Below are 23,098 nucleotides of genomic sequence, written 5' to 3'. Positions count from 1 at the left end.
GGTGTACTCAGGAATATAAGGCCGGCCGCCGTGCTCCGTGCCCCCGTACTGCGAGCCGTCCTCTGTGCTCTGCTCCGTGCCGAGCTGCCGTGCGTATGCGTGCTAGCCGGTCCGCCGGAGGGCCACGATCGCCACGTCGTCCTCCCTCGCCCCGAAATGGTCGATCAGCCGGTCGCAGAACACTTCGAGGTCCTCGTCGGAGGAGGCCGCGATCTGGCGTACGACCTCCAGGCTGTGGTCCAGCGGGACGTCACGGTCCTCGATGAGCCCGTCGGTGAACATCAGGAGCGCACCCTTCTCGGGGATCTCCAGCCGGTCGACGCGGTACACCTCGTGGGCTGCGCCCATGAGCAGGTTCCCCCAGCCGAGGTAACGCGCCTCGCCGTCGGCCACGATCACCGGGGGGATGTGCCCGGCGTTGGCCAGCTCCACCGCGCCGGTGACGGGGTCGATCAGCAGGAGGCACACGGTGGCCGTCATGGCGGGGTGGTAGTTGCGGAGCACGTCGTTCAGCCGCCCCATGACGCGCCCGAGGTCGTGCTCCTCGACGACCAGGGCGCGCAGGGCGTGGCGCAGCTCCGCCATGATCGTGGCCGCGTGCAGGGAGTGCCCCTGGACGTCGCCGATGCCCACGAGGAGCCGGTCGCCGAGCCGCAGTACCTCGTAGAAGTCGCCGCCGACCTCCACGTTGTCTATCGCCGGCTGGTAGCGCACCGCAAGCTCCAGGCCCGGGGTCGGCGGGATGTGCGAGGGCAGGAAGCTGCGCTGAAGCGTGAGCGCGATCATGTGCTCCTCGGCGTACGCCCGGAGCGCGTCCACCGCGAGCGCGAGCGCCTGGCCGAGCTGCTTGAGGAGGTTGAGCTCGTCCGGGTCGAGCGGGTCGACCCCTTCGACCCCGAGGTACACCGGCGGGCGGCCCACCTTGGTGCGCGAGACGACGGCCGAGACCTCGCTCCTGATCACCGTGTCCGGCAGCACCTCCAGCCAGACCTTCCGCGGCACGGTGAACTCCGCTGTGCCCGACGCGGAGCCGAGCGCCAGCCGCGTCACGCGGTCGAGGGTGTCCTGCGCGGCGCTCAGCAACGTGGCGGGCGTGCCGGGGTTGGTCACGAAGTAGTGGCGGATCCTGCCGTCGACCGCGATGGCCAGGGCGCTGCTCCGCCGCCCGAGGATCGTGGACGTGCCCTCCACGGCTACGCGCAGCAGCCTGTCGAACGTGGTGCTCGCGTTGATCTCCAGGGTGACCTGGGTCAGCTCGCCCAGCCGCTGGGCCATCCGCTCGGCCCGCTGACGTGCCCTGTAGTAGCGCAGGGTGGCCTGGACGGTGGCGATGAACTCCTCCGGCTCGATGGGCTCCGCCATGTAGGCGTCGGCCCCGCGGTCGAGTCCGTGGGCCCGGTCGGCGACCGCGATGGCGTGGGCCGATATCTGGATCACCGGGATGGCCAAGGTGGCCGGATCGGCCTTGATCCGCTCGCACACCTCGTAACCGTCGATGTCGGGCAGCCGCACGTCGAGGATCACCAGGTCGGGCAGGATGGCCGCGACCAGGCTCAGCGCCTGCTCGCCGCAGGTGGCCTCCACCACGTCGTGCCCCGCCCTGCGCAACCAGCTGCCAAGGATGTAGCGCTTGGTCGGTGTGTCGTCCACCACCAGGATGGTCGCGGGATTCTCATTCATCGTCCCTCTTTGATAGCACCCGCCCGAGCCTGCTCCCGCCTGCGCCTTTGGGCCCTCGCCGCACGACCGTGCCCGCAGCGGGCCGCCCGGCTTCCCTCCTTATCGGGGGTCCGCGCCGGGCTCTTCGTCACGCGTGGGGCCGATCTGCGGCAGCCGTACGGTCACCGTGGTCCCCTCGCCGGGGACGCTGGCCAGGCTCAGGGTGCCGCCGAGCACCTCCGCCAGCCTGCGCGCGTACGGCAGGCCGAGGCCGGTGCCCCGCGCGCGTGCCTGCGCGGCCCCCGGCACCTGGAAGAACTCCTCGAACACGCGCTCCTGGTGCTCCTCAGGGATGCCGATGCCGGTGTCGGTCACCACGAACACCACGTCCCCCTCCTCGCCGTACGCGGTCATGTCCACCGTGCCCGACTCGGTGAACTTCAGCGCGTTGGACAGCAGGTTGCGCAGGATGCGGGAGAGCAGGACCTCGTCGGTCAGCAGGGTCTCCGGCGCCCGGGACACGTCGACCGTGAGGCGTACGCCGTCGGCTCCCGTGGTCGGGTGCAGCGTCATGCGCAGCCGCTCCGACAGCGCCGGAAGATCGACGACGGAGGGCTGGGAGGTGATGTGCCCCGACTCCGCCTTGGCCATGTCGAGCAGCTCGGCGACCAGGGCGAGCAGCGTCTGCGCGGAGTTGCCGATCAGCTCGACCTGAAGGTGCTGCTCCTCGCTCAGCTCCTCGCCGCCCGGACCCAGCAGCAGCCTCACCAGGCCGATGACCGAGTTGAGCGGGGTGCGCAGCTCGTGGCTGACCGTGGCCCAGAAGCGGTTCTTGGCCTCGCTGGCCTCCCGGAGCTGGGCCGACTTCTCGTCCAGTTCCGCGTAGAGGGCCACCACACCCCGGTTGGTCTCCTCCAGCTCCTCGGAGAGCTGGTTGTAGAGGGCGAACACGCCCTGGTTGGTCTCCTGCAGCTCGGCGTTCAGCCGGAGAAGGCTCTGACGCTGGTTCCGCGAGTCCTCCAGGGCGGCGGCGAGCTCGCGGTTCTGCTGGCGCAGCTCTTCCAGGACCCCGGCGGGGGCGAGCTCGATCATCTTGGCGCGGATCTCGCCGAGGTGCGGCTCCTCGGGAGCCCGTACGCCCGGCACCTTCTTGACCAGGGTGATCCGGCGCAGGCCGTCGTCATGCTCGACCGTGTCCATCAGCCGGCCGGCCAGCGTCACCCCTGCCTCCGCGACGGTCCCTGCCCCCGCCGAATAGACGATGTCCACGATGAGGCCGGTCATGTCGTCCAGCCGGAAGGCCACCTCAGCGTCCCGGGAGCCTCCGACGATCTCCCTGCCGACCTCGCTGAGCGCGGTGCCGACCCGGATCTGGTCGAGGTCGTCCAGCCCCACGGCCTCGGCGACCTCGCGTCCAAGCTGCCGTACGGCGAAGACGTCCCGGTCGTCGCGTACGGCGATGCTGAGCAGGTCGCGGCTCATGGTTCGGTCCGGATGGCGAGGACGCAGGCGTCGTCACGGCGGATGGCGGAGTCGCGCAGGAGCGTCCCGGCGATGACCGGAGACGTGTGCGTGAGCAGGCCGGGATAGGCGGCCAGGTCCCAGCGCTCGGTCAGCCCGTCGGAGTGGAGGACGACCACGCTGTGCGGCGGGAGATCGTACTGGAACTCCCTGAGGCTTCTGGCCTTGTGCCCGGCGATCCCCGGCACCGAGGTCATGCCCTGCCGTCCCTCGTAGTGGCAGATCCACCCCGAGATGTTGCCGACCCCCGCGTACCTGACCGAACCGGTCGTACGGTCGACGTGGACGACCGCGAGCGCGCCGCCCCGCGTGTGCCCGAGCGCCCGGTGTACCCGCTCCACGATCGCGAGGGGGGTTCCCTCGGGGTCCTCCCGGAACACCCGCACGGCCTCGCGGGAGGCCTCCGCGGCGGCGACCCCGTGGCCGAGCCCGTCGCACATGACCGCCGTGACGGTATGGCCGGTGTCCTCGACGGCGAACGCGTCGCCGCTGACGATCTCGTCGCCCACCGGCCGGTACAGGCCGCACGAGCGCGACTCGGCCGGTGGGGCGTTCTTCGCCGTGAAGCGCATGGTGAGCACGGTGCCCTTGCCGGGGCGAGAGTAGATGTCGTACGCGTCGGAGAGCCGGGTGATGGCCCCGAGGCCGATGCCCAGGGTGCCGGCGGTGGAGTAGCCGTCACGGATGGGTCCGACCGTGTCGGCCATGCCGGGGCCGTGGTCTATGGAGATGACCTCGATCGACTCGCGCGACGAGGGGTGAGGGCGCACCAGCATGGTGCCCATGGTGGCGTGCTTGACGAGGTTCGAGGCGGCTTCGCTGACCGCCACGGCGACCTGACCGGCGTGCTCCTCGCCGAAGCGCCTGTCCTCGGCGAGTGCGGTGGCGATGCGGCGGGCGGAGCCGATGGCGCTCGGATCCTCCATCCTGAGCCAGGTGTCCTCCCGCTCAGGGCTCAGCGCGTCCATTTCGTCACCGTCACGACCGTACCCCGGCCGGGTTCGGAGTCGAGGTCGAACTCGTCGACGAGGCGACGGCTGCCGCTCAGCCCGAGACCAAGGCCCCCTCCGCTGCTCCACCCGTCGGTGAGCGCGAGCTTGAGATCGGGGATGCCGGGGCCGTTGTCGCTGAACACCAGGCGCAGACCCCGCCGTGCCCCGTTCTGGACGGTCTCGATGCGCGCGTGCCCGCCACCCGCGTGGACGAGCGTGTTCCTGGCCAGCTCGCTGGCGGCGGTGACGATCTTCGTCTGGTCGACGAGGGAGAAGCCCAGCTCGATCGCGGACGCGCGGACCTTCTGGCGCACGATCACCACCTCGTCGTTGGAGGTGATGGCGAGCTCCTCGACACCGTTTCGCGTCGGGGGATGGCTCACAGTCCGACCGCGGACAGGTCGCCCGACCGTGAGGAGGTGTGCCGGCTCAGCAGCGCGATGCCCTTCTCCAGGTCGAGGGCCGTGCGGAGTCCCCCGAGGGAGAGGCCGAGCTCCACCAGGGTGATCGCCACGGCGGGACGCATGCCAACGACGATGGTCTCGGCGTCGAGCATGCGGGACATCCCGGCGATGGTGGAGAGCATGCGGCCGACGAACGAGTCGACGATCTCGACGGCCGTGATGTCGATGATCACGCCGACGGCGCCGGTCTCGACGACCCGGTCGGCGAGGTCCTCCTGGAGCGTCAGGACCGCCTGGTCGTCCAGGTCGCCCTGGATCGATACGAGCAGGATGTCGCCGATCTTGAGGATGGGTACGCGGTCCATCAGGCCTCCTCGGCCCGGACGGCCACGCGCGTCTGCTTCCGGCCGGCGAGCTCCACGCCGTTCTGCCTCAGCGCGTAGGCCAGGGCGTCGGCGAGCGTGGCCTTGGTGACGATGTCGCCGAACTCGATGCCGAGGGTGACGATCGTGTGGGCGATCTGGGGGCGGATGCCGGAGATTACGCAGCTTGCGCCCATGAGCCGGGCGGCCATCACCGTCTTGAGCAGGTGCTGCGCGACCTGGGTGTCGACCGCGGGCACGCCGGTGATGTCGATCACCGCGTATTCCGAGCCGGTGTCGACCAGGGTCTGGAGCAGCTTCTCCATCACGACCTGGGTGCGGGCCGAGTCCAGCGTGCCGACGAGGGGGACGGCCACGATGCCCTCCCACAGTTTCACCACGGGAGTCGACAGCTCCAGGAGCTGTTCCGTCTGGTCGGCGATGATCTTCTCACGGGCCGACGCGAACGACTCGAAGGTGTAGAGCCCGAGGCCGTCGATGGTGCGGGACAGCCAGATGAAGCCGCGCAGCGCCTCAAGGCCGCCGTCGGCCTCCACGAGCTCGTAGACGGCCTCCTTCAGCCCGAACACCGCCATGGCGGTCTCGCTCGGGGTGAATCCCTGCCGGGCGCGTGACCGGGAGAGCTCGGCGAGCAGGCCGCGCAGTTCCGCGGCGCCGTCCTGGCTTTCCAGAGATCGCAGGAAGGCCTGGTAGATCTCCTGAAGCTCGGTGCGCGTGTCCGTATCGACCGCCCGGCCGCGAAGCGGCTCGTTGGAGATCTGGATCCAGCGATCGAGGATGCGCTGCCCGTTGTCACGCAACAACTCTTCGATGTGACGCCTGCTGGTATCGTCCTGCACGGTCAAGACAGCTCCCGGGCCAACCTGGTTTGACGAGCAAAGATAATGCTCTTCAGAGAGGTTACACTGAGTTGACTGAAGATCATCTCACGTCATGACTGCGGGGGGCGTGGGACCCGGGGGCGGGATGAACAGGACGAAACCTCGCAAAAGCGCGACGGCAGTGGGGAAATACGCAAAGGCGCAGCAAAACGACTGTGGCCCGCGAGGCTTGATTATTGCTACGATATGGAAACCCTGACAAGACATTCTGGCGCTGGTTTCGCATGATGACGCGTGTGACTGCTGTTACAGCAGGGGCTTGCTCGGCACCGGGCGTTACCTGGGGGCAGATTCTCGACATGCCGGGGTGCAGAGGGTCTCGACGCGATACAGGGGAGACGAACCGGCGTTCTTCTCAATTAACCCTGTACAGCGAGCCGACCTGTGAAATAACGTAACTGAACTGAAATCGCCTGACCAAGATCCGGGCGATACCGTCATCGCACAACGGTGCGGATGAGATCAGGAGACCCCCCAATGACGTCCGGAAACGGAGCGGACCCAGCGGGCGAGGCGCCCGGCCTGAGCTGGGCTGCGGTCGCGTTCCCGGATGTCTCGACGGCCAGTGGCCGGGCCGGGCGGTGATGCCATGACGGTACGACTTCTCACCAACATCGGCCGGCTCTGGACCGGCAACGACGTCTGCAGCAACGCCGCGATCCTCGTCCACAACGACCGCATCGCGTGGGTCGGCCGCGCCGCCGACCTGCCGCAGAGCGTCCCCGGAGTCGTCGACGACATCGTCGACGTCGACCACGTCGAGAACCTCGGCGGCGCGCTCGTGACGCCGGGCCTCATCGACGCGCACACCCACCCCGTGTACGCGGGCAACCGCTGGGCCGAGATGGCCATGCGCTCCGGCGGCTCCACGCCGAGCGCGATCACCGCCGCGGGCGGGGGCATCGGCTCCACCGTCACGGTCACCCGCGGCACCGACCCGTGGACCCTGTGCAACGGCGTCCGCGAGCGGCTGCGCGACTGGCTGCTCAACGGCACCACGACCGTCGAGGCCAAGACCGGCTACCACCTCACCCGCGACGGCGAGCTGGCCGACGTGCGGCTGCTCCGTGAGCTTGAGAAAGAGCCCATGATGCCGCGCGTGCACGTCACCTTCCTCGCCGCCCACGTCGTGCCTCCCGAGTACTTCGGACGCCAGCGCGACTACGTCGAGGCCGTCGGCTCCTGGTGCGCCGACGCCGCCGCGGCGGGCGCCGACAGCGTCGACGTCTACTGCGACGACGGGCACTTCAGCACCGACGAGGCCCGCTGGGTGCTCGCCTCAGGCCGCAACGTCGGCCTGCTGCCCCGCATCCACGCCGGCACCGACAAGCGGCGCGGCGCCGTCCAGCTCGCGGCCGAGCTCGGCTGCGCGTCGGCCGACCTTCTCCACAACACCACCGACGAGGACATCGCCCTTCTCGCGCGGTACGGCGTGCCCGCGGTGGTCTGCCCGGGCACGGCGCTGCAGCAGGGCAGCCTTCCCCCGGTCCGGCGGATGCTCGCGCAGGGCGTCACCGTCGCGCTCGGCAGCGACCACAACCCCGGTCACTGCGGCATCACCTCGATGTCCCTGGTGATCAGCCTCGCGGTCGCCGCGTTCGGCATCAGCGTCGGCGACGCGCTACGGGCCGCCACCCTCGGCGGGGCCACCGTCCTGGGCGCCCCTGACCGCGGTGTCCTCGCTCCGGGCCGCCTCGCCGACATCGTCCAGTGGGACGCCGACCACGAGGGCGCCTTCGCCTGGGGCTTCGGCCTCAAGCCCCGCCGCGTATGGCGCGGCGGCACCCCCGTCCAGTAGATCCCGCTTTCACCCACCCAGGGTGCGTCACGGCACCGGCGTCCAGTAGGTCCCGCTTTCACCCACCCAGGGTGCGTCACGGCATCTGCGTCCAGTAGGTCCCGCTTTCACCCACCCAGGGTGCGCCACGGCATCGGCGTCCAGCAGGTCCGCCCTCAACCCACTCAGAGTGCGGCACGGTACCAGCGTCCGGTACCTTTCGCCGGGTTCTGCCGCGGGTAGCCTTCGGTCATGTCGCAACCGGTCACCGTGGTCACGGACTCCACCGCCTACCTCGACCCCGATGAAGCCGAGCGGCTGGGCGTCATCGTGATCCCGCTCCAGGTGGTCGTCGGAAGCCGCACGCTCGATGACGTCGCCCAGATCGACGCCGAGGGCGTCGCCTCGGCGCTCCGCGAGTGGTCGCCCGTCTCCACGTCCCGGCCGGCTCCTCAGCGCTTCGCCGACGCGTACGAGCTCGCCGCCGCGCGTGGGGCGGCGGGTGTGGTCTCCATCCACCTTTCCGGTGCGATGTCCGGCACCGTGGACGCGGCGCGGATCGCGGCCGAGGACGCGTTGATCCCCGTTGAGGTCGTCGACAGCCGTTCGCTGGCCATGGGGCTGGGCTTCCCCGTGCTCGCCGCGGCACTGGCGGCCCGTCGCGGCGGCGACGTGGCCGGCGTGGCGGGAGCCGCGCGGACGTGCGCGGAGGCGACGAAGAGCTTCTTCTACGTCGACACCCTCGAACACCTGCGCCGGGGAGGACGCCTCGGAGCCTCCGCGACCCTCCTCGGATCAGCGTTGTCGATCAAGCCACTGCTGCACATCACGGAGGGGGCCATCGCGCCCCTGGAGAAGGTCCGTACGGCCGGCAGGGCGATCGCCAGGCTGGAGGACCTCGCGGTACGGGCGGCGGGTGGCGGGCCGGTCGACGTCGCCGTGCACCACCTGGCGGCCGCCGGACGAGCACGCACGCTGGCGGACCACCTGACCAAGCGGATCCCCGGCCTGGTGAGGCTCCGCGTGGTCGAGGTCGGCCCGGCCGTCGGCGTACACGTCGGCCCCGGCATGCTCGGCGTCACCGTGACCCCCGCCCTCCCCACCGAGCACCAGCCCCCCACGTGATCTCCGCGTGCACCCCCGTCCCAGCGAGGACGAGCCCTCCACGTGATCTCGGCGTGTACTCCCATATCCCAGTGAGGGCCGGTCTTTGACGTGGTCTTCCGCGTGTACTCCCATATCCGAGCGAGGGCCGGTCTTTGACGTGGTCTTCCGCGTGTACTCCCATATCCGAGCGAGGATCAGCCCTTCACGTGATCGTCAGCGCTGACCTCTGGCTTTCCCGGTCAGGACCTGTCTTCCCCCGTGGTCTCTCCGTCATCTGAGGCGGTTATCCACAGAGCCGCGTTCGGTCGGGAGTTGGAGGCGTGGGCTGCCTAACGTCGCTCTCGTGCGAACAGTGGACAGGCCCCCCGAGAGCGAGATCGGCGAGTCCCGCCTCCGCGCCCTGACCCCTCTGGGCCAACCGCGGGCGCCCCGGCACCCCGGCGACCGCTCCGAACATGACCCCCCGCCCGGCCCCGATCCCGTGCCCGCCTCCAATCCCGCCCTCGAACGCGCTCCCGCTCCCGCCTCCGGATCCGCGTTCGAGCCTGCATCCAGACCTGCGCTCGGGCCTGCGTTCGGGCGCGGGCCGGCTCTCGCTCCCGGTCCCGCCTTCGGCCCTGAGCCTGCCTTTGGCCCTGAGCCTGCCTTTGGCCCCGATCCTGCGTTCGACCCTGGGCCCTTCCCGGGTCACGGCCTCGGGCCTGCGCCTGTTCCTGGTTACGACGTCGGGCCTGCGCCTGTTCCTGGTTACGACGTCGGGCCTGCGCCTGTTCCGGGTTCTGGCCTCGGGCCTGTGCCTGTTCCGGGTTCTGGCCTCGGGCCTGTTCCGGGTTCTGGCCTCGGGCCTGTTCCGGGTTCTGGGCCGGCGGGGTGGGGGCGGTCGGAGCCGGTGCCCTTCCGGTCCGTCCGGTCTCGGCTGGGTGATGTCGTTTCCCAGCATGGTCCACTTCTCGATCCCGGGCGGCCGGGTCTTCGTGTGCTGCTGGTCCTCGGCTTGCTGGCGGCCCTGGTCGGGGGTGTCTACGCATGGCGATCACGGCCGGTTGCCGAACCGCTGGGCCCCCCTGTCCCTCTCACCGGTCCCCTGGAGACCTCTCCCGCAGCGGCACCGATACCGACACCGACACCGACCGCACAGGTGATCGTCCAAGTGGCCGGCAAGGTGAGGAAACCGGGCGTGATCACGCTTCCCATCGGCTCACGGGTGGCCGACGCGGTGACCGCCGCCGGGGGAGTGCGTGCCGGCGCGACCGCAGGGGGTCTCAACCTCGCCCGGAAGCTGACCGACGGTGAGCAGATCATCGTCGGGGCACCCAGTCGTCCCGGCCTCACGCCGGTTCCCCCCTCTGACCCCACCCTGGGGGTCGACGCTCCGCTCGACCTGAACGTCGCCACGCCCACCCAACTGGAGACGTTGCCCGGCGTCGGAGAGGTGCTCGCCGGCCGCATCGTGGAGTTCCGCCAGACCCACTCGGGGTTCCGCAGCGTCGACCAGCTCCGCGAGGTGACGGGCATCGGCGAGAGGAAGTTCGCCGATCTGCGCGACAAGGTACGCGTATGACGCCCCGCACGCCTTCCGACGAGCGACTGCGGCAGGAGCATTCCCTGCGCCTCGTGCCGCCCGCGCTCGCAGCCTGGGGCGCCTCCCTGGTGCTGCTGGGCTGTTCCGTACGCACCGACGTGATCACGGCTCTGGTCGCCTTGACCGGCATGGCGGCCCTCACCACTTGGAGAGCACGGTCCTTTGCGAGGGGCTCCAGGGCTGAGCGGGGCGAGGGGACCGCAGCCTGGGGAAACGGGGGCGAGCGAGGCAAGGGGAGCGAGCAGTGGAAGGACAGTGGGTGGAGGAAGTCGAGTGAGCGATGGAAGGCAGGTGAGCCCTGGGGTCCTTGGAAAGCAGAGCGGCGTTGGAGGGGGAGCAGGTGGTGGAAGGCAGGTGAGCCCTGGGGTGGGCCTTGGAAAGAAGGGCGGCGTTGGAGGGGGAGTGGGTGGTGGAACACCGGGGTCGCGGTGGCGGGGTGTGTCGCGGCGGTCGCGGGGGCGGTGGGGTTTCGGGTCCACGCGGTCGGTACGGGCCCGGTGGCCGAGCTCGCCGAGAGACGGGCTGTGGTCACGGTCGAGATGACGATCACCGCCGATCCCCGAGTCCTTCCCGGCCGCAGCGGTGTCGTACGACGTGATCGCGTGATCGTGGAAGGCTCGGTCGAGATCGTCGAGGCATCCGGTGAGCGCTTCTCGACCCGGGCACCGGTGGTCGTGTTCGCCCAAGGGGCTGAATGGGTCACCCTGCTGCCCAGCCAGCGGATACGGGCCGGCGGCAGGCTGAGCCCGGCGGAACCGGGAGAGCTGACTGCCGCGATCCTCACGGTCAGATCACCGCCCGAGGTGATGAGCGGTCCATCCCCGCCGCAACGCGTCGCCGCGGCCCTCCGTGCGGGGCTGAGACAGGCCGTGGGAGTCCTCCCTCCCGCCGAGCGCGGGTTGCTTCCGGGCCTCGTGGTCGGCGATGTGTCGCTCATGGATGAGCAGGTCAAATACGACCTCAAAACGGCGGGGCTCAGCCATCTGACGGCGGTGTCCGGGGCGAACCTGGCCGTGATCGCCGGCATGGTGATCGCCTTGGGGCGGGTGGCGGGGCTGCCTCTGGCCGTCCGGGCGATTCTCGCGGTCATCGCCATGCTGGGGTTCGCCGTGGTCGCGCGACCGTCGCCGAGCGTGCTCCGTGCCCTGGTGATGGGTTCGGTGGCGGCCGTGGCGCTCGGCACCGGTCGTTCCAGGGACGGCGTCGCGGCCCTCTCGGCGACCGTCCTCGGATTGATCCTTTTCGACCCCGCGCTGGCCCGGGAGTACGGCTTCGCGCTCTCGGTCTTCGCGACCGGAGGCATCCTGGTGCTGGCGCCCAGGTGGCGTGACCGCATGGATCGGCGGATGCCTCGCTGGGCGGCCGAGGCGATAGCGGTGCCCTGCGCGGCCCAGGCGGCCGTGACGCCCCTGCTCGTGCTCATGTCCGGTGGGCTGGAGCTTGTCGCCGTTCCTGCCAACCTGCTCGCGGGACCGGCCGTGGCTCCCGCGACGATTCTGGGCTTCGCGGCGGCGATGGTGGCACCCGTGAGCGTGGAGGTGGCGAGCTGGCTCGTCCGTCCCGCCGGGTACGCGGTCGGCTGGATCATCTGGGTGGCCCGGGAGGCCGCGGCCCTGCCCGCCGCGACCTTGCCATGGCCCGGGGGAGCGGTCGGCCTCCTGCTGCTCGCGGCCACCGCCTTGATCGCCTGGTTCCTGCTGCGGCGCGCGGTGTGGCGCGTCATGGTCTGCGCGGTCGCGGCCGGGCTGGCCCTCGCCGCGCTGCTCGTACGGCCGCTCGTCGCGTCCTGGCCGCCACCCGGATGGCTTCTCGTGGCCTGTGACATCGGGCAGGGTGACGCGCTGGTCCTGTCCGCAGGAGGAGCGCGGGCGGTAGTGATCGACACGGGGCCTGATCCCATGGCCGTGGACCGCTGCCTCGCCACGCTCGGCGTGAGACAGGTGCCGTTGCTGATCCTCACCCATCCGCACTTCGACCACGTCGGCGGCCTGGACGGGGTGTTTCGCGGCAGGCCGGTGGGGGCCGTGGTGGTGAGTCCGGGCCACGGGCCGGGACAGGAGAGCGCGCGGATATCGGCCGATCTCGGGCGCCGCCACGTCCCCGAATGGGTGGCTTCACCGGGCATGGTGTGGAATCTCGGTCCCGCCACGCTGGGCGTTCTCGGGCCCATGCCGGAGGCGGTGCCGGCGGGTCCCGGAGAGGGCTCCATGACGAACAACGCCAGCATCGTGATCCATGTGCGGTGGGCGGCCGGTTCGGCTCTGCTGTCAGGCGATGTCGAGACAGAGGCGCAGACGGAGTTGCTGCGGCGCGGCCTGCCCGCGGCCGACATCCTCAAGATTCCCCATCACGGGTCCGCGCGCCAGGATCCGGCTTTCCTGGCGGCCACAGGGGCCCGGGCCGCGCTGATCAGCGTCGGCGCGGGCAACGACTACGGCCACCCGTCCCCGCTGACGCTCAGCCGCCTGCGTGACCTCGGCATGCGCGTCTACCGGACCGACCAAGGAGGAGACCTCGCTGTGACAACCGACCACGGCCACCTGTCGATCGTCCCCCGCCACCAGTGAATCCATGGGGCCGTGGGTCTTAGGCGGCCGTGTGCTTGGCGCGGAACTCGGTGTCGAGGTCGGCGGCGTAGATCGACCGACGGCACGTGGCACAGCGGTAGAGGATGGGACCGTCATCGAGCATCGCTCCGCACCGAGGGCAGTCGTGGCGGTTCGGGTTGGTCTTCATAGCGGTTTCACCTCCTCTTTTACTGTTCGTTGCTTCAAGAATGGCCGAGGATACCTGCAGTTCGATTGTCGACGGCTTGCATTGTCACCAGTGGTACGCAAGCGAGGTCCTGTGACGAGCGGGCTCCGGCGTCGAAGCCGTGGATCACCACAGACTGGGCGACCGTCCGGCCCTTGCCAAGGCTCCGAGGCCGACTCCGGGGTCTTCCTGACGCGGAATACCGGATGCCGGGTCTCGCCGTACGGGCAGGGCCGACCGGTTCCCACGAGCGTGACCGAGGGTTCGGGGGTGCCCGAGTTCGGCCATGGCGCCGAGGTGACAGCACCTGTGGTCCTTTGGCATGCGCGGGCCACTGACGCCGTCGGGGCCTCAGGCTCGGGAAGTCCATCTCTCGATGAACGGATCCACTCGCTTTCGCCGGGAAAGGCCCCCTTGGCGCGGTCCCGGACCGGAGCCCGGCGCCTGGTCTCTCCCAGCGCCGCACTCCGACTCCAGAGCCACGCTGGGGGGAGGGCCGTTCTCCGAAGGGCAAGTTCAGGCTACAGCGTTTTACCTGGTAGTTGCCTCAATGGGCGGGTAAAGACGCTTGGCCGCGCGCGGCGGAGGCGGTAGCCGGGTGCTGGGGAGGCGGGGCTGGATTCTGCGTGGGCCAGGGTCGGGGGCTGGGGAGAGGCCGGGGCCGGATGCTGCGGGGGGCAGGGCCAGGGCCGGGGCCAGGGCCGGGGCCAGGGCCGGGGCCAGGGCCGGGGCCAGGGCCGGGTGGCGGGGAGGGGGGCAGATGCTGGAGAGGCCGAGGTCGGGTGCTGGGGAGGATTCGGGCCGGGTGCTGGGGGAGGGTTCGGGCCGGGTGCTGGGGAGGTTGGTCGCCGGGTTGCCGCTTGGTCGTCGGGACGTGGCATGCTGCTCGCATGGCGACGGATCCAGCCCTTGTGACCCTCGTGCTCGGCGACGAGGAGTTGCTCGCCGACCGGGCGGTGAGCTCGGTGATCGCGGCGGCGCGTGCCGGCGACCCGGATGCCCAGGTGCACGATCTGATCGGCGGCAAGGTGGAGCCCGGCGAGCTGACCCGCCTGACCTCGCCCTCTCTCTTCGGTGACCGCGCCATCGTGGTGTTCCGGTCGGCGCAGGACCTGGGCAAGGACGCCGTGGCCGAGGTCGTGACCTACGCCAAGAGACCGTCCGAGGATGCCGTGGTCGTGCTCGTGCACCCAGGCGGTGTGAAAGGCAAGGCGCTGGTCGACGGTGTGAAGAAGGCCGGTGCCGCCGTCATCACGGTCACCAAACTGACCAAGGCGGGCGAACGCCTCGACTTCATCAAGGCCGAGATGAGGAACGCCGGTCGGTCGATCAGCGCCGGGGCCGCTCAGGCGCTCCTGGACGCCGTCGGCAACGACCTCAGGGAGCTGGCCGCCGCGTGCGGCCAGCTCGCCTTCGACACTCCGGGGAAGGCCGTCGACGAGACCGCCGTCGCGCGTTACCACCGGGGCCGGGCGGAGGTCAGCGGGTTCACCGTCGCCGACAAGGCGGTCGAGGGGAAGCTGGGGGAAGCGCTCGAACAGCTTCGGTGGGCACTGGCGACCGGGGTGGCCCCCGTGCTGATCGTGAGCGCGCTGGCGGGAGGGGTGCGGTCGCTGGCGAAGGTGGGCAGCGCTCCGCGCAACCTGCGCGGCGGGCAGCTCGCGAGCCATGTCGGCATGCCCCCATGGAAGATCGACCGGGTCAAGCGCCAGCTCAACGGCTGGGGACCGGAAGGAATCGCCCGGGCCATGCAGGCCGTCGCGGTCGCCGACGAGCAGGTCAAGGGCGGCGGCACCGACCCGGCCTACGCTCTGGAGCGCACCCTCCAGGTCATCGTCACCAGCCGCACTGGCCGCTGAAACGACGGTCCTACGGCTTGGCCAGCCGCACTGGCCGCTGAACGACGGTCCTACGGCTTGGCCAGCCGCACTGGCCGCTGAACGACGGTCCTACGGCTTGGCCAGCCGCACTGGCCGCTGAAACTACGGCCCTACGGCTTGATCGTCTTCCGCATGGTCTGGCCGTTGTCCAAATTGGTCTGCTGCCATTCGGTTTGGGTGCTCTCGTCCGATGGGCGGCCAGGTCCCGGTGCCCGGTGCGTACGGCCTGATCGCCTCTTGTGTGGTTGATCGCGGTGGCGGGCCGGCCGGGGAGGGGTCAGGCCGGGGTGGGGGCGGGGGACGCGAAGGCGCCGTCGTGGAGTTCCAGGACACGGTCCGCGAGGGTCATCAGGCTGGGGTCGTGGGTGGCGACCAGGGCCGTGACACCCTCGCTCCGGACGACGGCGCGCAGGAGCTGCATGATCTGCCGCCCCGTCTGCGAGTCGAGTTGCCCGGTCGGCTCGTCGGCGATCAGCAGGCGCGGCCGGTTGGCCAGTGAGCGGGCGACCGCGACGCGTTGCTGCTGGCCTCCGGAGAGCTCGTAGGGCCGCTGGTTCATGTGCTTCTCCAGCCCGACCATCGACAGGAGCATCCGGATGCGCTCGTCGCGTTCGGCGGCGGGCGTGCGCGAGAGGCGCAGCGGCACGCCGACGTTCTCCGCCGCCGACAGGACCGGGATCAGCCCGAACGACTGGAAGATGAACCCGATCACGTCGCGCCGCAGCCCGAGCAGCTCCGCCTCGGGCAGTTCGGTGACGGGACGCCCGGCCACGACCACGTGCCCGCCGTCCGGACGGTCCAGCCCTCCGACCAGGTTGAGCAGCGTGGTCTTCCCCGAGCCCGAGCGCCCCCGGATGGCGATCAGCTCGCCCGGGTACGCCTCGAAGGAGACGTCGTGGAGGGCCACGACCTCCTTGGGTCCGGTCCGATAGACCTTGCGGAGCCCCTCGACGACGACCAGCGGATTTTCGGCGGGCCCGGGGGAGGGGTCGGTGGGGCGGGTGGTCACTGGGGGTCCTCCGGGCGGGGCTTGTCCGGCCATACTCCGATGTGGTCGCGCTCAAGCTCCAGCCGTACCCGGCGTTCCATGTCGAGCGCGTTCGTGAAGTCCCTGGGCAGCTGGAGACGTCCCACTCGGTCGAGCACGGCGTACTCCTCGGCGATGATCTCGCCTTCCGCCGACGCGCGGCGCAGCGTCTCGCTGCTCGTACGCCCGTCACGGATGCCCACCGTGCGGTCCACCTGCTCCGACACCAGCGCGTCGTGCGTCACGACCACGGCCGTGACACCGAGCTCCCTGTTGGCCTGGCGCAGCGCGGCGAAGACCTGCTCGGAGTTCTCGGTGTCCAGCTCGCCGGTCGGCTCGTCGGCGAGGATGACCTCGGGCGAGTTGGCCAGCGCGACCGCGATGGCCACCCGCTGCTGCTCGCCGCCGGACATCTGGTCCGGCCTGCGGTCTGCGCAGTAGGCGACCCCGAGCAGCTCCAGCAGCTCGTCGGCGCGTGCCACGGAGGCGCGTCCCCTGGCCAGGCGCATCGGCAGCCGTACGTTATCCCGGGCGGTGAGGTAGGGCAGCAGGTTGCGGGCGGTCTGCTGCCAGATGAACCCCACGACCTCGCGGCGGTAGCGGAGCCGGTCCTTGGCGGTCATGGCCAGCAGGTCCGTCCCGGCCACGCGCGCGATCCCGGCGGTCGGGACGTCCAGACCGGAGAGCACGTTCAGCAGCGTCGACTTGCCCGATCCCGACGCGCCCACGATGGCGATCAGCTCGCCCTGCTCGATGAGCAGGTCCAGGCCCTGGAGCGCCACCACCTCGACGCCTTCGGTCTTGTAGATGCGGACCAGGTTGTCACACAGGATGTGCGCGTGCTCGCCGAAGGCCGGCCGCACATGTGAGGCCTCGGCCTCCAGTTCGGAGAGCGTGGGAGTGTCCAGATCCAACTCAGTCACCTACTCGGAGGATGGAGCCCAGGGACCGGCGGCGGCCGATCACGGCGTGCAGGAACGCGCCGGCCACGGCGACGGCGGCGAGCCCGGCGGCCAGCAGCATCGGCGTGGTGAGGCTGAGCTCGTACGCCTGGATGGACAGGTCGCCGGCGTAGATGCCGAGGTCGAGGCCTGGGCCGAGGGCCGGTGGCAGGCCGATGCCGAGCAGGAGCCCCGCGCACGCCGTGAGCACGATCAGCGGGGTGATCTCCAGCACGGTGAGGCCCGCCGCCTGGCGTTCCGACAACCCGAGCGTACGGAGGAACGACAGTGCCCGCGCGCGTTCGGCGGCGCCGACGACAAGGGCGATCATGACGGTGAGCAGCGCGTACACGGCCAGGGCGATGGTCACGAGCATGAAGCTGTTCTTGATCGTGGAGGCGAGCGGCGAGCGGTTCACCTTGGCGAGGGCCTCGTCGAAGGTCGACACATGGATGTCCGGCCGGTTGCCCGCCGCCGCTCGCAGCGCCGCCCCGTCGATGCCGTCGCCCTCGATGAGCAGGGTGTTCGTGTACGTCCGCGCCCCGGCCCGCTTCGAGGAGTCGTACGGCATCACGATCAGCTTGTCCTCGGCGAAGGTCAGGCCGGCGAGCCCTCCGGTGATGACGCCCTTCTTGGTGAGGTTCATGCGGACGTGCCAGCCGATGTCGAAGGTGGTCAGGTTCGCGAGACCGGGGGAGACGAGGACGGGGATGGCGGGAGGGGGCAGGTCCGGCGCGGAGGGCGGCACACTGAGCGGGGTGCCGGCGACGATCCGGCGGTAGGCGTCGAGGTCCACGGCGAGGACGATGGCGGTCCTGCCGCTCAACCCGATCTGCGCCACGCCCCGGTCCGCCGGCACGACCGTACGGACGCCCGGCACGCGGCGGATCTTCTCGACGACGTCGGGCGGGAGCTCCGCCGCGCGGTCCACCCGCGCGGCGGCCCCCGTGGCCATCCAGGCGGCACGGCGCTGGGTGGAGTCCAGGGTCGCCCCGACCACGGACCCGTACACCGAGACGGCCAGCGCCGGGAGCAGGATCAGCACGGGCAGGGCGGTGACCGACCTGGCGCGGGCCGCCAGGGTCAGCCCGACGAACGGCACGGCGGGCCGCGCCCGCGCGGCGAGCCAGACGATCAGGCGCAGCGGATACGGATAGCAGCGCAACGTGATCAACGCGACGGACACGGTGAGCGCCGCGGGGACGAGCATCAAGAAGGGGTCGGAGCCCAGGGCGGCGACCCCGGTGGTGAGCCCCCGGCTGCGGAGCAGGAAGGCGCCGCCCAGCGCGAGCGCGACGACCACGACTTCCAGCATCGTCCTGCGGGGGGACGGCCGCCGGGCAGCCACGTCCTCGCGGCGTTCCTGGAGCGGCCTGCGATGGACGAACGCGACCCGGACGGCCGCGAATGCCACCGTGCTCACCACGATGAGCAGGGGGGCCGCGTGGACGATCCGCGTCACGGGACCGGGCAGCAAATAGGACAGCCCGTAGCCCGCGAGGACGGCCGGGACGACGACCAGCGTGACCGTGCTCACGACCGCCCGGACGAGCTCCTCCATCGAGGCGCCCCGGGCGCGGGCCAGGGTGAGCGCGGGGCGCATGCGCTCGGTCATCAGCTGTACGGCGAGGGCGAGCACGCCGGCCGCCACGACGACGAGGCCGCCGAGGATGAGGAACATCAGCGCCTGAGCGGTCGCGAGCCGTTTCAGGAAGTCCGTCAGAATCCGGCCCAGCGCCGTGTCGAGCTGGAGCCCGGCGAATCCGGCGACCAGCCGGTAGTCGGTGACCGAGCCCGCGTTCGTCCGGACCAGGAAGGACTGGAACTCGTCCAGGCCCTGGATCACGTCGGGCGCGTTACGGGCGTCCACGGAGGGGGTGCTGATCCCGATGACCCAGCTGTATTTCAGGTCCCGGTCCGCGGTGTTGAGCTGCGCCAGCCCGCTCTCGCTGGTGAGCGCGGTGATGTGCAGCTCTTCGGTGTCCGCGGGAGTGCGCCGTGCGGTGACCTGGATCGTGTCTAGGTTGTGCGCCCAGAACGCGTCGGCGGGGGCCACCGGCTCGAACAGGCCGGTGACGCGCGCGAGCGCGGGATGGCTGTTGCCGAGCACCAGGGTGGTGCCGACGGGGATGGCCATCCTCGCGGAGGCGCTCCTGGCGATCGCGACGTCGAAGCGCTTGATGTCCTTCAGCGTCGGATGCCCGGGCACGCTCGCCACGGTGGCCGGCGGCCCCGGCGCGCTTCCCTCCACGTAGCGCACGCGCTTGTCGACCCCGGACAGCCAGGCGAGGTCGACGAACTGAGCCCCCGGCTGAGGGGACCCGACGCGGTCGGCCACCGGGGTTCCGTACGTCTTGGCGGCGAAGTGGCTGTCGTCGCCCTCACCGGAGCTCAGCACGGAGGTGAGGGCCGGCGGCAGGCCGGCACGCAGGTTCTTGTCCTTGTCCCTGAACCGCGCCTCGCTGGTGAGGTTCTGTTCCTCCAGCCTCGGCTGGAGCCTGACGACCACGTCCGTGAGGCTCGCGGGGCTGTCGTGCATGATGCCGTGCAGGGCCTCGTCATAGGAGGCCTCGAAGCCGCGTGGCAGGCCGGCGACCAGCAGCGACGCGCTCAGCGCCAGCAGCGCGAGCAGGGCCGCCGGCCCCCGGTGGACCCTGAGCAGGACAAAGGGGTTCATCGGTCCTCCCCGGTGCGGGTCCGCTGGACTCGGCCGGTGCGGCTCATCGGTCCTCCCCGATGCGCAGGGTACGGCCGAGGCCCTGGCGTCGCAGCGAGCGGGTGAGGCCGGCGACGATCGCGAACAGCAGCGCCGTGATCCCCGCCAGCATCCCGAGCGTGGCGGGCCAGGGGACGTCGAGCAGCACGGCCGGGGTCACCGAGGCCGCCTGGCCGGTCAGGACGATGTGCGGGACGACCAGCGTCGCGACCCCCACGGCCAGCAGCGTGCCGCCGACCATCGAGAGCCCGATCAGGAACGCCTGCTCCACGGCGAGCAGGCCGAATATCTGGCGGAAGCCGACCCCGAGGGCCCGCAGGATCGCGAACTCGGAGACGCGCTCGCGCGCCGCCACGGCCGCGTTGACCAGGAAGCCGAGCACCGCGAAGATCAGCGCCGCGGCGAAGCCGAGGATGAGCGCCCCCTGGAGCCCGCTGGCCAGCGGGTCGTCACGGAGCCGGCGGGTCAGCGAGCCGAGGTCCACCGTGGTCTGGTCCCACTCGCCGTGGCGGGCCAGCGTGGTGACCGCCGCCGCCGTCTCGCCGCCGCGGGCGGACATCCACCACTCTCCGGCCAGGCGCGGGTCACGGGCCAGGGCGACGTCCTGGGCCTGCAGAGTGGGCAGGTCGGCCAGAACGGCCGGGGTGCCGGCCGGGGTCCCCGGCATGGCCTGGACGACTCCGGCGACGGTGACCCTGACCGGCTCGCCGTCCAGCGTCAGCACGCCGCTCCTGCCCTCCGGGAGCTTCTCCCGGGCCGCGATGTCCGCGGTGATCACCACGGGGAGCGGTCTGAAGATCGCGGCCTTCGCGGCCGGCGTCAGGGGTCCGCCGTCGCCGGAGGGCGCGTCCGCCTGCGCGAACAGGGCGGTGTTCTCGACTCCGGCGGGCGCGGCGACCACGGCGACGTTCTCGACGGCTGCCGGGTCGTCGGAGCCCACGGCCTTCGGCGCCGGGACGGTCAGGGTGAACAGCGCGGGGCCGGTGGTGACCTCCTCACCGGGAACGTGGACGACTCCCCGGGGGATGTGCCCCCATCGCAAGCCGCCGGGCATGGTCACCTCGGCGCCGGTGTCGGTCCTGATCGCCTCGGCCGACAGTTCGAGGCCCGTTCCGATGTGGGGGATCGGCACTGCGACGGAGAACCCCCGGATGTCCAGCGGGTAGCTCAGCTTTCCCGACACCCCCGCGAGCCCGGCCAGGTCGACCTCGACCTGATGCGGCTCGCCGTCGGCGACCGGCGGCCTCACGACGGCTCTCCACTGCACCCCAAGGGCGTCGACGATCACCATCCTCACGTCCAGGGAGCCGTACGCGGAGCTGAGGTACGGCTGGTCGAGGCGGAGCCGCAGGTCCAGGGTGAGCTTCTTCGGCGTGCCTGGCAGGGGGACGACGGGGGCGTCGGGCCTTCCGGCGGCGAGCCGCGCGGCCAGGGTGGTCACCGGATGACCTGCGAGGTCGGGCCGCAGCATCAGCATCGGGCCCAGCTTGGCCGCGTCGGCGGCGAGAAGCGTCCCGGCGCCGGCCGCGAAGGTGGCCGTGCCCCGGTACATCGGGTTGACCTCGGTGATCCCCGGCAGGGCCGCGAAGGTGGCCCCCCTGCCGAGCGGGCCGAGCTCCAGGGACTCCGCCGGCCCGGACACGCGCAGGTCGGCCCCCGCCTGGTGCCTGGCCTGGTCCACCTGCGAGGTGCGCCAGGTCGCCGAGGTCGCAAGGGAGACCACGCCGATGGCCACGGCCATGGTGAGCAGCAGGGCGGGCCCGGAGTACCGCGTCGGGCGGCGGCTCACCTGCCAGGCGCCCAGCGCGGGCGCGAGGCTCGGACGCGGTGAGGTGAACCGCTCGACGATCCGCGAGACGCGCGGCACCAGCCGCAGGCCGAGCATGCCGCCGCAGAGCAGCGCCAGCGCCGGGCCGGTCACGATCAGGGGGTCGATGCCGAGCTCGCCGCCCGTCGTGGCGGTGACCGGGGCGCCATAGTGCTGAAGCTGCCAGATGGCCAGCGCCGCCACCACCAGGAGCGCCACGTCGCCGCCCGCCCGCTGCAGCAGCCCTTGGGCGTCGCCCCGGCCGCGCGCCGCCTGCTCCTCCACGTACGTACGGCGGCCGCCGCGCAGGGCGGGCAGCATGAGCAGGACGGCGCAGGCCAGGGCCACCGCCCCGGACACGGCGAAGGTGGCGGTCCCGGCCTCGGGGGCGATGCGCACCCCCGCCGCCCGGATCCAGGGGATCAGGTTCACCAGGCGCAGCAGCAGGGGAGCCAGGAACGGGGCGATGACCGCGCACGGGATGGCCACCAGCAGGGCCTCGGTGCCGGTCAGCACCGCCAGCCACACGCTGCCCGCCCCCCGCGAGCGCATCAGCGCCATCTCCATGCGCCGGTGGTCGACGAGCAGCCGCGCGGTCAGGATGAGCGCGTACGCGGCGAGCAGCAGCAGTTGCAGGACCGGCACCAGCATGGTCGACCGGGCGACCAGCGCCGCCTGGTCGAGCTGGGTCAGCATCTCGGGCAGGCGGCTGAACGTCTCGCACGAGGGGCAGTCGGGCTTGAGGGAGTCGCCGAGGCCCGCCACCGAGGCCGCGAAGGGCCGCAGCCGCCTCTGGGTGAGGTTCCGCTGGTCGGGGACGGCGGTCCAGGTGACCGTGACGCTGGTGCTGGTGAAGCGGGCCAGGAAGGTCGCGCGCGGCACCATCAGGGGGCCGTAGGTGGTGTAGCCGCCGCGCTCCACGCCCCTGCGCAGCAGTTCCTCACCGTTCCAGCGTTCTGCGTAGGGGTCGGTGAGCTGGAAGACGCCCGTCAGCTTCGCGCGCACGGCCTTGTGGTCGAGACGTCCCACGAGGGTGAACTCGTCGCCGGCGGACAGTCTCATCGACTGGGCGGCGGGCTGCGAGAGCGCGACCTCGATGACGCCCTGCGGCGCCGGCTCGGGCCACGCGCCTTCGAGCAGCCGTGCCTGGTGTTCCAGCCCGTCGTAGGTCCCGAACCGGGCGAGCTCGGGGTGCTCCAGCCGTTCCTGTCCGGGCAGGGCGTAGGAGTCGGAGCGGGCGCTGAGGGTGACGTCGAGGGGTACGGGCGCGTGGCCGTCACCCGTGCCGAGGGCGGCGACCCGGGCCCGTACGGCCCTGTCGGTACTGTCGAAGGTGCCCTGCTGGACGGGCGCGCTGATCGTCGTCGCGGTGGTCCTGATCGACGCGGTCGCGAGGGCGCGCCGCACGCCGATGTCGGCGATCGTGGAGGCGTACATCGTGAGCGCCACCAGCGCCGTGGTCGCGAGAAGGATCGAGCCGAAGGCGGCGAAGAGCAGCAGTGGCTCGCTGAACGCACGCCGCAGCACCAGAGGTGTCCGCCCCCGCATGGCCCGCCTTCCGCTGCCCTGTTTCGCACACCATAGTTATGGTTTTGGCTAACAAAAGAGGGCCGGGTATCACGGTGATGCATCCGATATGCGGCGGAAATTGCCACGTGATATCGAAA

16 protein-coding genes are annotated in these 23,098 nt (G+C 71.1%); 5 read left to right on the top strand and 11 right to left on the bottom strand.

The window, feature by feature from the left end; translation table 11 throughout:
* Window positions 1-102 precede the first annotated feature (102 nt).
* The 6 genes from AB0B89_RS05010 to AB0B89_RS04985 form a co-directional block, all read right to left on the bottom strand.
* Window positions 103-1,680, bottom strand: a complete 1,578-nt coding sequence (locus tag AB0B89_RS05010; RefSeq protein WP_358548272.1) for a fused response regulator/phosphatase — start codon at window positions 1,678-1,680, stop codon at window positions 103-105.
* A gap of 99 nt (window positions 1,681-1,779) precedes the next feature.
* On the bottom strand, window positions 1,780-3,141 hold the full coding sequence (locus tag AB0B89_RS05005) for an ATP-binding protein (RefSeq protein ID WP_358548270.1): 1,362 nt from the start codon (window positions 3,139-3,141) through the stop codon (window positions 1,780-1,782).
* A complete protein-coding gene (locus AB0B89_RS05000; RefSeq protein WP_358548268.1) occupies window positions 3,138-4,148 on the bottom strand; it encodes an ATP-binding protein in 1,011 nt (336 codons plus the stop codon). Before AB0B89_RS05000 ends, AB0B89_RS05005 begins: the two co-directional genes overlap by 4 nt.
* Complete coding sequence (locus tag AB0B89_RS04995; protein ID WP_358548266.1) at window positions 4,136-4,555, bottom strand: anti-sigma regulatory factor; 420 nt, start codon at window positions 4,553-4,555, stop codon at window positions 4,136-4,138. The genes AB0B89_RS05000 and AB0B89_RS04995 overlap by 13 nt, the downstream gene beginning before the upstream one ends.
* Window positions 4,552-4,941: an STAS domain-containing protein gene (locus AB0B89_RS04990; protein WP_358548263.1), complete on the bottom strand. Its 390-nt coding sequence runs from the start codon at window positions 4,939-4,941 to the stop codon at window positions 4,552-4,554. The genes AB0B89_RS04995 and AB0B89_RS04990 overlap by 4 nt, the downstream gene beginning before the upstream one ends.
* Complete coding sequence (locus tag AB0B89_RS04985) at window positions 4,941-5,798, bottom strand: STAS domain-containing protein (RefSeq protein WP_358548286.1); 858 nt, start codon at window positions 5,796-5,798, stop codon at window positions 4,941-4,943. Before AB0B89_RS04985 ends, AB0B89_RS04990 begins: the two co-directional genes overlap by 1 nt.
* Before the next feature lie 631 nt (window positions 5,799-6,429).
* Here AB0B89_RS04985 and AB0B89_RS04980 point away from each other — a divergent pair.
* The 4 genes from AB0B89_RS04980 (at window position 6,430) to AB0B89_RS04965 (ending at window position 12,873) form a co-directional block, all read left to right on the top strand.
* On the top strand, window positions 6,430-7,638 hold the full coding sequence (locus AB0B89_RS04980) for an amidohydrolase family protein (RefSeq protein ID WP_358548260.1): 1,209 nt from the start codon (window positions 6,430-6,432) through the stop codon (window positions 7,636-7,638).
* Window positions 7,639-7,869: 231 nt separating this feature from the next.
* A complete protein-coding gene (locus tag AB0B89_RS04975) occupies window positions 7,870-8,742 on the top strand; it encodes a DegV family protein (protein ID WP_358548257.1) in 873 nt (290 codons plus the stop codon).
* Window positions 8,743-9,067: 325 nt separating this feature from the next.
* Window positions 9,068-10,285, top strand: coding sequence for a helix-hairpin-helix domain-containing protein (locus tag AB0B89_RS04970; protein ID WP_358548255.1), 1,218 nt, complete (start codon window positions 9,068-9,070; stop codon window positions 10,283-10,285).
* Window positions 10,286-10,734: 449 nt separating this feature from the next.
* Window positions 10,735-12,873 (top strand): ComEC/Rec2 family competence protein, encoded by a 2,139-nt coding sequence (locus AB0B89_RS04965; protein WP_358548253.1) that lies wholly within the window; start codon window positions 10,735-10,737, stop codon window positions 12,871-12,873.
* Window positions 12,874-12,892: 19 nt separating this feature from the next.
* Here the strand turns inward: AB0B89_RS04965 and AB0B89_RS04960 are convergent, their stop codons facing one another.
* Complete coding sequence (locus AB0B89_RS04960) at window positions 12,893-13,042, bottom strand: hypothetical protein (RefSeq protein WP_358548250.1); 150 nt, start codon at window positions 13,040-13,042, stop codon at window positions 12,893-12,895.
* A 908-nt stretch (window positions 13,043-13,950) separates the two neighbouring features.
* Between AB0B89_RS04960 and holA the strand changes: the two genes are divergently transcribed.
* On the top strand, window positions 13,951-14,919 hold the full coding sequence (gene holA / locus AB0B89_RS04955; RefSeq protein ID WP_358548247.1) for a DNA polymerase III subunit delta: 969 nt from the start codon (window positions 13,951-13,953) through the stop codon (window positions 14,917-14,919).
* A gap of 298 nt (window positions 14,920-15,217) precedes the next feature.
* On the opposite strand, the gene AB0B89_RS04950 is transcribed toward holA, so the two are convergent.
* The 4 genes from AB0B89_RS04950 to AB0B89_RS04935 are packed head-to-tail and all read right to left on the bottom strand — an operon-like array spanning window position 15,218 to window position 22,979.
* Window positions 15,218-15,949, bottom strand: coding sequence for an ABC transporter ATP-binding protein (locus tag AB0B89_RS04950; protein WP_358548244.1), 732 nt, complete (start codon window positions 15,947-15,949; stop codon window positions 15,218-15,220).
* On the bottom strand, window positions 15,946-16,890 hold the full coding sequence (locus AB0B89_RS04945) for an ABC transporter ATP-binding protein (RefSeq protein WP_358548241.1): 945 nt from the start codon (window positions 16,888-16,890) through the stop codon (window positions 15,946-15,948). Before AB0B89_RS04945 ends, AB0B89_RS04950 begins: the two co-directional genes overlap by 4 nt.
* Window positions 16,883-19,585 (bottom strand): FtsX-like permease family protein, encoded by a 2,703-nt coding sequence (locus AB0B89_RS04940; protein ID WP_358548239.1) that lies wholly within the window; start codon window positions 19,583-19,585, stop codon window positions 16,883-16,885. Before AB0B89_RS04940 ends, AB0B89_RS04945 begins: the two co-directional genes overlap by 8 nt.
* Window positions 19,586-19,628: 43 nt before the next feature.
* Window positions 19,629-22,979: an ABC transporter permease gene (locus tag AB0B89_RS04935; RefSeq protein ID WP_358548237.1), complete on the bottom strand. Its 3,351-nt coding sequence runs from the start codon at window positions 22,977-22,979 to the stop codon at window positions 19,629-19,631.
* Window positions 22,980-23,098: the final 119 nt, after the last annotated feature.

This window comes from Sphaerisporangium sp. NPDC049002 (assembly GCF_040649355.1).
Lineage (GTDB): Bacteria > Actinomycetota > Actinomycetes > Streptosporangiales > Streptosporangiaceae > Sphaerisporangium.
Note: the sequence above shows the minus strand (reverse complement) of the source record. Positions and strands in the feature narration are given on the sequence as shown.